Source organism: Mycoplasmopsis arginini, from assembly GCF_900660725.1.
Classification (GTDB): domain Bacteria; phylum Bacillota_I; class Bacilli_A; order Mycoplasmatales; family Metamycoplasmataceae; genus Metamycoplasma; species Metamycoplasma arginini.
Genome location: NZ_LR215046.1, coordinates 1 through 13,476, shown reverse-complemented (window position 1 = coordinate 13,476; position 13,476 = coordinate 1). Strand labels below are relative to the sequence as shown.

16 protein-coding genes and 1 other RNA gene are annotated in these 13,476 nt (G+C 27.2%); 13 read left to right on the top strand and 4 right to left on the bottom strand.

The features are described 5' to 3' along the window. On the top strand, window positions 1–180 hold a 180-nt coding region (locus EXC38_RS03505), incomplete at its 5' end, for a hypothetical protein (RefSeq protein WP_165056863.1). A 39-nt stretch (window positions 181–219) separates the two neighbouring features. Here the strand turns inward: EXC38_RS03505 and EXC38_RS03440 are convergent. Further along, the gene (locus EXC38_RS03440) at window positions 220–897 is read right to left on the bottom strand and encodes an IS30 family transposase (protein WP_129694523.1); all 678 of its coding nucleotides are present in this window, start codon (window positions 895–897) and stop codon (window positions 220–222) included. Between the two features lie 195 nt (window positions 898–1,092). Between EXC38_RS03440 and EXC38_RS03435 the strand changes: the two genes are divergently transcribed. Beyond that, a complete protein-coding gene (locus EXC38_RS03435; RefSeq protein ID WP_129694524.1) occupies window positions 1,093–1,299 on the top strand; it encodes a helix-turn-helix domain-containing protein in 207 nt (68 codons plus the stop codon). A 15-nt stretch (window positions 1,300–1,314) separates the two neighbouring features. Beyond that, on the top strand, window positions 1,315–2,793 hold the full coding sequence (locus EXC38_RS03430; protein ID WP_165056847.1) for a type I restriction-modification system subunit M: 1,479 nt from the start codon (window positions 1,315–1,317) through the stop codon (window positions 2,791–2,793). Here the strand turns inward: EXC38_RS03430 and EXC38_RS03425 are convergent. Continuing rightward, the gene (locus EXC38_RS03425; protein WP_129694526.1) at window positions 2,773–3,267 is read right to left on the bottom strand and encodes a restriction endonuclease subunit S; all 495 of its coding nucleotides are present in this window, start codon (window positions 3,265–3,267) and stop codon (window positions 2,773–2,775) included. The genes EXC38_RS03430 and EXC38_RS03425 overlap by 21 nt on opposite strands. A 6-nt stretch (window positions 3,268–3,273) precedes the next feature. On the opposite strand from EXC38_RS03425, the gene EXC38_RS03420 reads away from it, so the two are divergent. Further along, the gene (locus EXC38_RS03420) at window positions 3,274–4,413 is read left to right on the top strand and encodes a restriction endonuclease subunit S (RefSeq protein ID WP_129694832.1); all 1,140 of its coding nucleotides are present in this window, start codon (window positions 3,274–3,276) and stop codon (window positions 4,411–4,413) included. A 36-nt stretch (window positions 4,414–4,449) separates the two neighbouring features. Then, window positions 4,450–5,250, top strand: a complete 801-nt coding sequence (locus tag EXC38_RS03415) for a tyrosine-type recombinase/integrase (RefSeq protein WP_129694528.1) — start codon at window positions 4,450–4,452, stop codon at window positions 5,248–5,250. Here the strand turns inward: EXC38_RS03415 and EXC38_RS03410 are convergent, their stop codons facing one another. Both EXC38_RS03410 and EXC38_RS03405 read right to left on the bottom strand, forming a co-directional pair. Further along, window positions 5,251–5,832, bottom strand: coding sequence for a restriction endonuclease subunit S domain-containing protein (locus EXC38_RS03410; protein ID WP_129694831.1), 582 nt, complete (start codon window positions 5,830–5,832; stop codon window positions 5,251–5,253). Between the two features lie 42 nt (window positions 5,833–5,874). Next, window positions 5,875–6,429 (bottom strand): restriction endonuclease subunit S, encoded by a 555-nt coding sequence (locus EXC38_RS03405; protein WP_223213809.1) that lies wholly within the window; start codon window positions 6,427–6,429, stop codon window positions 5,875–5,877. A gap of 192 nt (window positions 6,430–6,621) precedes the next feature. On the opposite strand from EXC38_RS03405, the gene EXC38_RS03400 reads away from it, so the two are divergent. The 8 genes from EXC38_RS03400 to EXC38_RS03365 form a co-directional block, all read left to right on the top strand. Then, window positions 6,622–7,986: an RNA-binding domain-containing protein gene (locus EXC38_RS03400; RefSeq protein WP_129694532.1), complete on the top strand. Its 1,365-nt coding sequence runs from the start codon at window positions 6,622–6,624 to the stop codon at window positions 7,984–7,986. A 12-nt stretch (window positions 7,987–7,998) separates the two neighbouring features. Beyond that, complete coding sequence (locus EXC38_RS03395) at window positions 7,999–11,109, top strand: type I restriction endonuclease subunit R (protein WP_129694533.1); 3,111 nt, start codon at window positions 7,999–8,001, stop codon at window positions 11,107–11,109. Between the two features lie 48 nt (window positions 11,110–11,157). Then, window positions 11,158–11,361 carry a hypothetical protein gene (locus EXC38_RS03390; RefSeq protein WP_129694534.1) on the top strand — a complete coding sequence of 68 codons (204 nt, stop codon included), beginning with the start codon at window positions 11,158–11,160 and terminating at the stop codon, window positions 11,359–11,361. Window positions 11,362–11,505: 144 nt separating this feature from the next. Beyond that, window positions 11,506–11,721 carry a hypothetical protein gene (locus tag EXC38_RS03385; RefSeq protein ID WP_129694535.1) on the top strand — a complete coding sequence of 72 codons (216 nt, stop codon included), beginning with the start codon at window positions 11,506–11,508 and terminating at the stop codon, window positions 11,719–11,721. A gap of 68 nt (window positions 11,722–11,789) precedes the next feature. Beyond that, window positions 11,790–12,221, top strand: a complete 432-nt coding sequence (gene smpB, locus EXC38_RS03380; RefSeq protein WP_129694536.1) for an SsrA-binding protein SmpB — start codon at window positions 11,790–11,792, stop codon at window positions 12,219–12,221. 5 nt (window positions 12,222–12,226) lie between these two features. Next, window positions 12,227–12,613: a transfer-messenger RNA gene (gene ssrA, locus EXC38_RS03375) on the top strand. A 167-nt stretch (window positions 12,614–12,780) separates the two neighbouring features. Beyond that, window positions 12,781–12,957, top strand: coding sequence for a DUF2188 domain-containing protein (locus EXC38_RS03370; RefSeq protein WP_004414744.1), 177 nt, complete (start codon window positions 12,781–12,783; stop codon window positions 12,955–12,957). Between the two features lie 2 nt (window positions 12,958–12,959). After that, the coding region (locus EXC38_RS03365; RefSeq protein WP_129694829.1) for a bifunctional 5,10-methylenetetrahydrofolate dehydrogenase/5,10-methenyltetrahydrofolate cyclohydrolase at window positions 12,960–13,476 on the top strand (517 nt) is incomplete at its 3' end.

Sequence of the window (13,476 nt, the reverse complement as noted above, 5' to 3'; positions counted from 1 at the left end):
TTGACTGATTGCGGAATGTGCAGTGAATATGAAGGATTCCATATGATTACTGGCGGCATTGATATTTCTAAAATGTCTTATATTTTGAAGCAAATAAAGAGTGGTAAATATCAATATGGTGAATTGATGGCTAGCTGTAGCGTAATGTTTGAAAACTATAATTACGATTTAAAGAATTAATTTCGTTTTGCACTTTTAAAACAAATTCGTCATTAAGGCTTATTTTCTTTTAATCCCCTTTGATATAAATTGTCTAATAAATTTATGACAATTTTCAATAGAACCTTTTTCAAAGGAGCAATAGGGATGGCAGACGTAAATATCAATTTTCTTATCAATAGTATTTAATTTAACATTTTCAGATCCGTTGTCCATTGTTATACTCTTAATTTTTAATTTGTTTTCTTTAATAATGGTTTTTAGTCCATTTGCCATTGAATCGGAGTTTCTTTGAATGACTTTAATAAATAGTTTTCGACTTTTTCTTTCTAATAAGGTTAAGTAACAATATTTTGATCTTTTATTAAGAATTACAGTATCAATTTCATAATGACCAAATTCACTTCTATTATTAATATATTCTGGTCTTTCTTCAATACTTTTAGCAAAGGTAATTCTTGAGCGTTTTGCCATTCTTTTCTTTCTTTTTAAACCTGTAATCGTTTTCTTAATTGGAAAAATCTTAAAATCAATAAGTTTATGACTATTTATTAGATAATAAATAGCTTGTAAAGATGGTATTACAATTTCAATATTATTTTCTTTAGCATATTTTTTGAAGTCATTAATAAGATTTGCTACTGAACGTTTTTGCAAAAATTTATACTTATTTTGAATCAATTTTGATATCTTTATACAAAAAACTTTTTTAGAATTATTAATTATTTTACTGTTCATATTATAATTAATGTGTCCTTTCGTAATGGATTTTTGATGTTATATATATTATACAAAGGACAAAAAATATGGCGCCAGATTACTTACGTATACTGGAACGCCATATTTTTAATTTTTAAATTTTCTTAATATAATAGATTTATAGACGAAAAAGTGGTATAATTCGTTATATAATGTAAAAGGTGGGTAACGTTTATGAAAGAGAAAGTAAATTATCCTGAAATGATAGTTTTACTTAGAGCTAGAATGAATATATCCCAAGAAAAACTTGCATCTAAACTTGGTGTGTCTTTTCAGTCAGTTAATAGATGAGAAAATGGAAAATATGAGCCAACTAAACTTGCTAAAGTAAAACTTAAAGAATTATTTAAAGAATTTGATATTAAAGTAATAGAAGAATAGGAGATAATGTTAACTATGTCACAAATAATTAAGGAAGATATATTATGGAAAGCAGCGGAAAAACTAAGAGATAAAGTTGATCCTGCAGATTATAAAAATGTAGTATTAGGACTAGTTTTCTTAAAATATGTTAGTGATAAATATGTTGCTAAATATAATGAATTAAAGAAAGTTGGAGATGGCAGAGAAGATGATGAAGATTATTATATCTCTGACCATGTTTTTATCGTTCCCAAGAATGCATTATGGAGTCATGTAGCATCACATTCTAAACAAGATGGCTTAGGTCAAATTATCGATAATGCTTTTATTGAACTTGAAAAAAATAATAATCAATTAAAAGGTATTTTACCTAAGACTTATTCTAAGAGCGATTTAGATAAAACAGCGTTAGGTGAATTAGTTGATTTCTTTACTAATAATTTAAATATGGAAGGGGTTGATGGAGATTTCTTCGGCCAAGTTTATGAATATTATGTAGGAGAATTTGCTAAATATATTCCTACAAAAGGCGGAGAATTCTTTACACCTAAATCAGTAGTTGAATTAATGGTAGATATTCTAGAACCATATAGAGGTAGAGTATATGACCCATGTTGTGGTTCTGGTGGTATGTTCGTTCAATGTTCTAAATTCGTAAAAGAACATCAAGGACAAGTTGATAATATTTCTATATTCGGTCAAGAATCAAATCCTGGAACGTGGAAGATGGCTAAGATGAATTTAGCTATTCGTGGTCTTGAAGGAAATCTTGGTGAAAGGAATGGCAATTCATTTACTGATGACTTACATAAAACATTAAGAGCAGATTTTATAATTGCCAATCCACCATATAACCTAAAAGAATATTGGAAACCATCATTAGCCGGAGACCCGAGATGAGTATTTGGTAAACCAAATGAAAAAAATGGTAACTATGCATGGTTATCATTAATGTATGCTAAATTAGCACCACGTGGTAAAGCAGCTATTCTTATGCCCAATGGTGCAACTACATCAAATACAGCTGATGATTACAAAATAAGAAAAGCAATGATAGAACAAGGTAAAGTTGAAGCAATTTTAGCATTACCTAATAAATTATTTGCTAATGTTAGACTTTCTGTTCAATGTTGGGTTTTAAATAAGGAAAAGACTAACACTGATGTATTATTTATTAATGCTGATTCGATGGGTAAGCTTATATCAAAAAAGATACGAGTATTAGAAGAAGCTGATATTAATAAAATTGTAAAAGCCTATAAAGACTTTAAAAATAACAGTCTTAAAGATATACCTGCATTTTGCAAAAAAGCAGATTTAGAAGAAATTAAATCAAAAGATTATTCTTTAAATCCGGGAAGATATGTAGGAGCAGATGAATCAAATAAATTATCTCCTGAAGAAATTCAAGAGGAATTAAGAAAAGCATCTGCTGAATTATTTGAATTAATGAAGGAGGGTAAGGAACTAGAAGAAAAAATTAAAGAGATTTTAGAAGAAGAAATGAAATAGTATAGTGTTAACTATGTGTTGTTGTTCGGCAAGTGTTGGAAGATTTATTTCTACATTTTCAAGATTATCTTTTGATAATTCTTTGAATGTTGCCCCACTAGATATTTGCTGCAAATAGTTTATTTTAGTGGATAACCAATAAAACATATATAAATTATTTATATATTGTGAATTGCATATTATAGATTTAAAACCCTGATTCGTACACATTTCTTTGTTGGCAATAGCTAAATAGCCTATAGGTGCTCTTGATGATAACAAGATTGTTCCGATTGGTAACATTTTTGTAGAGCAACTTTTATACCCTTCTTCTGTAATAAAAGAATGACCGCTATTTATATAGCGATTATGAAAATCTGTTAAATCTTTTGGCGTAATCCAAGGAATACTTCCATCCCAATATAAAGGATTACTAGTTGAAGGTGTAGCACCATTTATAATTTCAGAAATCTCTTTTATTTTAAATGTTCTCATATAGTTATGAACTATCAAAAAATTAAAAATTTATCAAATCCAAATAAAGGTGTTTATGGCATTGGAGCATCATCATGTGATTATAATTCAAAATATCCACAATATCTAAGAATTACAGATATTGATGATAACGGATATGCACCTTACACATTGGAAACATGCATTAATCCAAATCTTTATAAAAATTGGAATAAATATGTTTTGAATAAAAATGATATAGTATTTGCAAGAACTGGCAATAGTACTGGCAGAAATTTTTTTTGTAAAAATATAAAGCCAAATACTGTGTTTGCCGGATTCTTAATAAAATTCTCTATTGATCCCACTTTGATTAATCCTCAATATTTGGGATACTACTGTCAAAGCAAATCTTATTGGAACCAAGTTTCGTCTTTATTCACTGGAAGCACTCGTAATAATATCAATGCAGAGCAATATGGGGATTTATTAATTCCGGTTGTTGATTATGCCCTACAACAACACATAGTTAACACTATAGGAAGTGTCGATGATTTACTTGAAAATTATCAGTCAAGAATCAACAAAATATGCGAAATATTGGATATTTCATTAAAAAAATATCCTGATAAAACGACATTTGAATATCACAATCCAAACATAATTAAATCAGGAATAACTTTATTTGACAAAACTAAGGTGTATGTGGATACTTCTACCATAGAAGGTATCAACAACATTTCTGAAGGTGAAATTATTAGTTATAACAAGAGACCTTCTAGAGCAAATATGCAACCAGTAAAAAATAGTGTATGATTTGCTAAAATGAAAGGCTCTAATAAAAAACTAATAATTACTAATAATGACATTGATTTAATTGACAATTATATATTATCAACAGGATTCTTAGGATTAGAAGCATCTAAAAAACTTCCTTTAACTTTTCTTTCTGCTATTATAATTTCAAATGATTTTAATCTTCAGCGTGATTTAAATTCAGTTGGAACAACAATGGCTGGTGTTAATAATGATACTTTCATTAAAATATTAGTGCCTTTATTAGATGATAATGAACTAAATGATTATGAATTAAAATATCATTATTATATCGATGAATTATCATTATTAAGAAGAAAAATAAACAAACTAAAAGAAATAAAATCTCAATTATTAGATAAATACTTTTAGTATGTGATATACCTTCAAATAATTAGGAGGTATCATATGAAAGATTTTAAAAATTTCTTACTTCATCAAAATTTATCTAAAAATACAATTGATGCATATGAAACAGCTGTAGAAATGTATAATAGAGATTTTGATGAAATCACAAAACAAAATTTATTAGCCTTTAAAGCTGTCTTGGTTGACAAATATAAAGGTAAAACAGTTAATTTAAGAATTCAAGGTATAAATAAATATCTTGAATTTATCGGTAAAGATAAGTTGAAACTAAAATATATCAAAGTTCAACAAAAAAGTTATCTTGAAAATGTAATAAGTGACGCTGATTATGAATTTTTCAAGAATAAACTTATTAAAGATGGCAATCTTGAATGGTATTTCGTTGCACGATTCTTGGGCGCAACTGGAGCTCGTGTATCAGAATTAATTCAATTTAAATACGAACATCTAAAACGTGGATATATCGATTTATATACTAAATCAGGTAAAATACGAAGGATATTCATACCAAAAAGGCTTCGTATAAAAGCAATAGAATATTATGATTCTATTGGAAGAATCGAAGGCTATCTATTTTTAAATAAAAATGGTAAACAAATAACTACAAGAGGGATTGCTCACCAATTAAAGGCACTTGGTGAAAAATTAAAAATGAATCTAAAAGTCATTTATCCCCATTCTTTTAGGCATAGATTCGCAAAAAACTTTCTAGAAAAAAGAAAAGATATAGCCTTGTTGGCTGATTTAATGGGCCATGAGTCCATTGAAACAACAAGGATATATCTTCGTAAAACCAGTGAAGAGCAACAAGCTATTGTTGATAAAATAATAGATTGGTAATTAAAAATATTTATTAAGGAGATTGGATTTTATATTTTTCAAATATTCAATCTTCTTTTTATTTTGTAATAATAATTTAAATAATGAGTTCAAATACATTTTATCTTCTAGTCCAATGTCAGCATATTGTAAATGTTGAATTGATTTAGAAGCATGTAATATTGTAGTGCCTTGTGAATGATCAGCTATAATTTTCTGATTCAAATCACTATTTATTCCAAAATAAACCAATCCTTTATTAATATCATTACATTTAAGATTATAAATACCAGATGAATAAGCACCAACTAGTCCAATATTATTTCTTCCTGGCGCACCATCAAATGCACATAATATATCATCGAATTTAGAAATAACTAGTTCGTTATCTAATTTAACATGGGTAGTACCGATGGCATTTAAATCGCCCACTCTTAAATAATTAATCATATTATCTTTCTTAATATCGCTATAATTCGATGAACCAACTTCGCATCCTTTAGAGAATTCGACTATTTCAGAAAGATTTTTAGTTTGAATATTATTTAATTTATTGATTTTTATTAGACCAATTTGAATGATTTTTTCGTTTTGTTTTACCAAATTTTCAAGTAAATCATCGACACTTCCTATAGTGTTAATTAGCTAGAAATATTTTGATAGTAATAATTGTTTAATTTGCTTAGCTTTTTTGATTACCAATTTACAATTTAATAAAGAACTGTATAGACAATCATATTTTTTAAAGGATGTAATTTCATTATAGGAATTAAAAACTTTCAATTCTTTTAAATCATCTAATGATAAATTGAGTTGAGCGGTTCCTTTGCCTAACTGAATAATTTCTTTTTTATATTTATGTAGATACGCAAAAAGATAGCTAGAAGAATCCGATGTTATTTTAAGTACTCTCTGATTTAAATAACAATTATTTTCATCGACTATCCCTGAACGCCCTATGTTTCCAGTCATAGTTAAAACAATATCGCCGATTGATAATAGATATTTATTATCTGCTTTTTCTTCTGAAAGTTGTGAAACATTATTAGTGTTAAAACCGCTATCATCAATATTTTTAATAGTTATAAGTTTTTTATTTGAATTTGTAACATAATATTTGCTTTCAAATGTTCCACCATTAAAAGATTTAAAAACATAACCAAAGGTATTTGTTTTATCAGATTCACTTTTGTCAAGTAAGAATAATAAATATTTAAGTTTTTTGTTATACTCAATTTGTTTTTTTCAATCAAATCATCTATTGTTCCTATAGTGTTAACTATGAAATTATAAACAATGACAAAACTAGTGACATAATTAGTGACAAAACTAGTGACATTTTAAATTATTTATGATATAATATTTTTTATTTAATTGATAGGATATGTCCATATGAATTTAGGAAAAGAAAACGAAACATTGGAATTTAAAAAAACAACAGGTGAACTTAGGGACGCAATGGATGATATTTGTGCCATTTTAAATAAGCATGGTAAAGGCGTTCTATATTTTGGAGTCAAACCAAATGGAGATGTATGTGGACAAATAGTAAGTGATAGTTCATTAGATGATGTAGCAACACATATTAAAACTGCAATTAAACCAATGATTTATCCTTCAATTAAAGAGGAGATGCTAGATGGCTTAAGTGTTATTAAAGTTGAGTTTGCTGGAACTGAAAGGCCATATTCATCTTATGGCAGATATTATAAGAGAGTTCATGATAGAGCTGAGGGCATGACACCTGATGAATTAAAACATATGATGCTTGATACAGATTATTCATCTATTTGGGAAAATAATATAACTACATTTGAGATTGAAGATGTAGATTCTAAAGCATTAAAGAGTTTTTATGCAAGAGCAGTCAATTGCGGAAGGTTAGAACCTCTCGAAGAATATGATGAAAAAGAGTTATTAAGAATGTTGGGATTGATGGTTGATGACAAGTTAACAAATGCTGGCTATTTCCTATTCTCATCAAAGGAACCAACTGTTTTAAAAATGGCTGTTTATGCTACAGACCAAAGAATAAATTTTTTAGATATTAATAGGGTTCATGATAATATTTATAATTTGATAGATATCGCAACAGTATATATTAATCAACATATGAACTGGAGAGTTGAATTTGATGGTAAAAGTACATCAAGAATCGAAATACCAGAAGTACCAGTTGATGCTGTAAGAGAAATTGTTGTCAATGCATTTGCTCATGCTAATTATCGTTCAATTACAGAACATGAAATTGATATAACTCCAACGATGATTGATATTTATAATCCTGGTGAGTTTCCAATTAATTATAAACCAGAAGATTTTGCTGAACGTAGAATTCAATCAATGCCTAGAAACAGGAAGATATTAGATGTTTTATATCGCTCTAAGAATGTTGAAGTTCAAGGAAGCGGAATAAGAAAAGTATTAGAACTATGTGCTGCCAATAATGTTAAATACGAATACTATAACAATGAATTTGGATTTAGATTTAGTTTCTATAGAAACAATGTCACTCTAAATGTCACCAAGGATGTCACTAGTGATGTCACTAAAGAAATTCCTAAAAGAGTCAATGAATTAGATAGTGAAGTTATACTCTTATTGAAAGAAAATCCGGTTTATACAAGAGAAGAAATAGCCCAAAAAGTTGGTAAGACGGCTAGAACAGTACAAAGATCATTAGATAGATTAAAAGAAGCTAAAAAAATTGTAAGAATTGGAAATAAAGTTTCAGGTTATTGGGAAGTTATAGATTAAGGTGGTGAAATTATGGTATATGAAAGTGTGATTGAAGAGACTATAATATCCTTACTTCAAAATAAAGGATATGAATTGATAGATGAAAATGATAATTGGATATTAAATCGTACATTAGATGAATTCATTAATGAAGATTTATTAAAAGAATGCCTTATTAAGATTAATAAGATATCTGATATGAATATCATTGAAGATGCTATTAATGCTATAAAAAGATTAGAAAATCCATCTTTATTTGAACGCAATTTTGATTTTCATAAGATTTTAATTGATGGAATTACAATAGAATCTAAAGATTATCAAGTCAATCCATTAATTAAATTTATTGATTTTAATAATCCTGAAAATAATGTATTTCAAGTTTGCCATCAAGTTAAATTTAAAGAAGGTAAAAATACAAGAATACCTGATGTAATTGTGTATATCAATGGATTACCTTTAATTGTAATGGAATTAAAATCATTTGATGAAGATGCTACTAATGCGACATTAGAACATGCATATTCACAACTCGGATCTAATTCGGAACATGATGGATATAGATATGATATTCCGACATTATTCAATTATAATGCTTTTTTAGTTATATCTGATGGTGTTTATACTAAAGTTGGTACATTAACATCTAAGATTGATAGATATAACGAATGGAAAAGTGTTGAAGGTGAAAAAGGATACGATGATTCTTGTGTAACCAAATTGAATATTTTATTTGATGGTTTATTTGAGAAAAAACGGCTAATTGATTTCATTAAAAACAACATTTTCTTCATTATTGATAAAAATGAGAAACCAGTTAAGATAATGGCTCAATATCATCAATATTTTGGTGTTAATAAAGCGCTAGATTCTATTATCAAAACTGTTAAACCAAATGGTAATGGTAAAGCTGGTATTATATGGCATACACAAGGTAGTGGTAAATCATTTTCAATGGTTATGTTAGCTCATAGATTATTGTTAGAAAAATCATTAAATGTTCCTACAATTGTAATGCTAACAGATAGAATTGACTTAGACGATCAATTATATAAAACATTTTATAGTGCAAGAAATTATTTAAAGTGTGAAGCTGCAATTGCTACATCAAGAGAAGATTTAGTTAAGAAATTATCTACTATAAAACAAGGTGGTATTATTCTTACAACCGTTGGTAAATTTGATAAAGAAAATCTACCAAAGAATGAAAGAAATAACATTATTGTCATGACTGATGAAGCTCATAGAGGGCATTATGGCATTTATGAAACAGTTCATTATGAAAAGAATGCTGAAACCGAAGAAATGGAAGCAGTATTTAAATATGGTGTTGAAAAATATATAAGAGATGCTCTTCCTAATGCAACATTTATTGGTTTTACTGGAACACCAGTATCTACAAAAGATAAACAAACAACTGATATTTTTGGTGATATTATCGATGTTTACGATATGACTCAATCAGTTATTGATGGTTCAACAGTTAAATTATATTATGAATCACGCTTAGCCAAAGTATGGACTAATGATGAGATATTAAAACAAATTGATGAATATTATACTGATATTGAAAAAAACGAAAAAGCTGATAAGAATTCTATAGAACGTTCTAAGGCTGAAATGTCTAAAATTAAAGTCATATTAGAAGGTGATGATATGATTGAACTTTTTGCAAAGGATATCTTAGCTCATTATGAGGAAAGAAAAGGATTCTTAAATGGCAAAGCAATGATTGTATGTCAAACAAGAATTGCAGCTGCTAAATTATATAAAAAGATAACTGAAGAATTAAGACCCGATTTAAAAGAACAAGTAATTTTAGTTGTTACTGAATCTAATAAAGATACTGAAGAACAAAGAAAATTATTTGGTAATAGCGATTATAGAAAAGAATTAGGTGAAGAATTCAAGAAAGATACATCAAAATACAAAATTGCAATTGTAGTTGATATGTGACTTACTGGTTTTGACGTACCAGATTTAGATTGTATGTATTTTATTAAGAGATTAAAATCATATAATCTTATGCAAGCTATTGCTCGTGTAAATCGTGTATATCCAGGTAAATATTATGGTTTAATTGTTGATTATATCGGCTTAAATGAAGCATTGGAAAATGCGTTAACTGAATATACTGATAGAGATAGAGAAACTAATGTTCAAGATATCAAGAAAGAAATTTACACTATTTTAAAAGAAAAATTAAGTATCTTGAACGAATGGTTCTATAAGATTGAAAAATCTAAATTCTATAGTAAAGATTCATTAACAAGATTTACGGCAATTCAAGAAGGTGCTCAATTCATTTTATCTGATAAAAAGAAGAGAGAAGAGCCATTTATTAATGACTTATCATTGGCTATAAAACAAGCATTTGTTGTATGTGGTGGTATTGTTACACCCGATGAAAAAAATGATGTAATGTATTATTTAGCTATTAGAAGTTACATATTAAAGCTTCGTAATAAACCTGGAGTTATTTCTACAAAAGAAATGAATGAATATGTATCAGAATTATTAGCTGATGCAATTAAAGGTGATGAAGTTAAAGTATTAACAAAAGATAAAGATTCTTCAATTAATGTCATAGATTTATTAAGTAAAGAAAAAATTGAAGAATTAAGAAAGAAAAATCCACCTCATGTATTTGTTGAAATAGTTAAGAAATTACTTGAAAGAGCGATTGCAGAATCAAGAAAGAACAATTATTTTAAATCACAAGAATATTCTAAGAGATTAAGAAAGATTCTTGAAAAATATAACGACAGAGATGCTAATTTTGAACCTGAAACTACAATTGTTGATTTAGTAAGTTTTGCTAGTGAAATGGTATCCGATGAAAAAGAAGCTAATAAATTAGGTATATTTGGTAGAGAAAGAGCATTCTATGATGCACTAGTTAGAGATAAATCGGCTCAAGATTTATTATGTGATGAAACATTGAAATTAATTGCTAGAGAATTAAAAGAAGTTGTTGAGGAATATGCTCAAACCGACTGGTCTAATAAAGAATCTACTAGAGCTAAAATGAGAACTAAGATTAAAGAATGTTTAAAGAAATATAAATATCCACCTGAATATACTAAATCAGCTGTAGATGATGTTATTAAACAAGCTGAATATATAATGAATGAATTTTAGAAGATGAGTGATAAATAAAAATAATTTTTTTTGTGGCAGAATAATGACATGGAACTCATTAAAATAGTTGATAGATTAGAACAAAAATTATTGAAATATAAGCCTCTGGTTGATATTTATTACGTTGATAGACATGCGTTCTCATTTGATGGAGTTGTTGAATTAAATGAATTAGTATTAGATAATTGGAACAAGATTTGTAATAATTTTGTCAATATCTTAAGTGTTCTTGGAGAATATATAGATAATTAAGATTATCTAGCTAATAGTGAAAGTGATATTAATGCTGATATTTTTGATTTGAAATAAATATCAAACTTTATCTATGAAGACTAATATGATAAAAAAGATAGAGAAAAAAATAGCAAAAATTACACTACTATTGAATTTGTATTCGTGTTGTGTTATTCCTCAAAGCAAGCCTGAATATCTATATTAAATGATGGCACATTAGTTTTCAAGGATACCGATAATAATTACTATAGAGGTGAGAATAATTACAACTATTCACTTTTACCATCTATTTATAGAAATGAAGATTTTGAAGCAAAAGGAAATAAATATAATTTTAAAGTTGGAAAAGATTACTGTATAAAGATCGAAAGTATATAAAGAGAAAAAGGAAATATTAATGCAAAATTGTGTTAATGTTTCTTTTTTTATCATTTATAATTTAATTTATGCCAAAATTAATTTCAAAAAATAAATTTGCTAAATCAGATTATGAAATACACAGCACATATGAAGCTGGTATTTCATTACTAGGATGAGAAGTTAAAAGTTTAAGAGCACAAAATGTAAAACTTGATAATGCTTTTTGTTCTATTAGCAATAAAAATGAAATTTGGGTTAATAATATGCATATATCACAATACATGTTAGTAAAGGGCGAACTAGATCGTTCTCGTAAATTGTTGATGCATAGCAAAGAAATTTTAAGAATGAAAAACACAGCCGATAGACTTAGTTTAATCATAATCCCAATTTCAATTTATTGAGTAAATAACCATATTAAATTAGAAATTGCTTTGGCAAAAAGATTAAAAAAATACGATAAGCGTGAGAAAATTAAACAAGAAGAGTTAAAAAGAAATCTTAAGAATATTTATTAATTCACGGGGGTGTAATGGCTTCGACATGCATTTAATTGTTATTGTTGCAGTGGTCTTGTAAACCTAAATACTTTCTAGGCTTTTTAATGCAAACTTTAGAAAACAAAAAAGAAAAAGAATTTTTCATGACAAATGTTATGAACAATCAATTAAATCCAGTTTTTGCTTAATTAAATCTGGTCAAATTCTTATTAATGGCCCATTTTTAGAATTTTGTCGTTAAGGGCTAGACTTGGCGAAAATCAGTAAATAGCTAAGTGACATTATCATCTGGAATTATTTAACTTTTTTGTTTATTTTAATTTAAATAATTTATTTAAAAATAAACTAAACTGTAGAACCAATACCAAAAGAATGTGTGGACCGGGGTTCGATTCCCCGCACCTCCACCAAATGTACAAAAAACGCCAAAAAGCAATATATTTTATGTTGCTTTTTTTAATAATAATTTTTGGTTTTATTTAAAAAAATAACTATTTTTTAAATAAAAAAACGCTAATAACTTTATAATATATATAAAAATATTCAAAACGAAAAATAAATATTAATTGGAGGCAAAATGGCTGTTAGATTAGTGGTGAATCATCCTGATGGTTGAGCAGTAAAAAACCCAAAGGGACAACGTGCTTTAAGAGTTTTTAAAACCCAAAAAGAAGCAATGGATTATGCAAGATCATTAAAAGATACAACATCAATTAACGTACAAAGCAAAACTGGTGCATTTAGAAAAGTATAGTAATGTACAAATTATTAGATGGTAAAAAAACTAAAGAAGAAATTCAAGAAAAAATAAAGAATGAATTGAAAACATTGGCAGATAGTCAGTTGCCAATTTTAGGTATTTTACAAGTCGGAAACCTTGAAGAGTCAAATATTTATATAAAACATAAATTAAATATCGCTCATTCTTTAGGATTAAAAACAAATTTTATTAAATTAGAAGAAAATGCAACAGAAAAAACAATAAAAGAAGCTATTAAAAAGTTAAATGAAGAAACAACCGGGTTTATTATCCAACTTCCAATACAAACAAATAATGTTAAAAATATAAATGATTTATTAAATGAAATTAAAATAGAGAAAGATATCGATGGCCTACATGAGGTTAATCAAAAATCAAACTTTGTTTTAAATAAAAAATCATTCTTACCAGCAACTGCTTTAGGGATTATTATATTATTAAAAAAATATAATATAGATTTTGAAAACATGAATATTGGTGTTGTTGGTCAAAGTAAAATAGTAGGAAAACCTT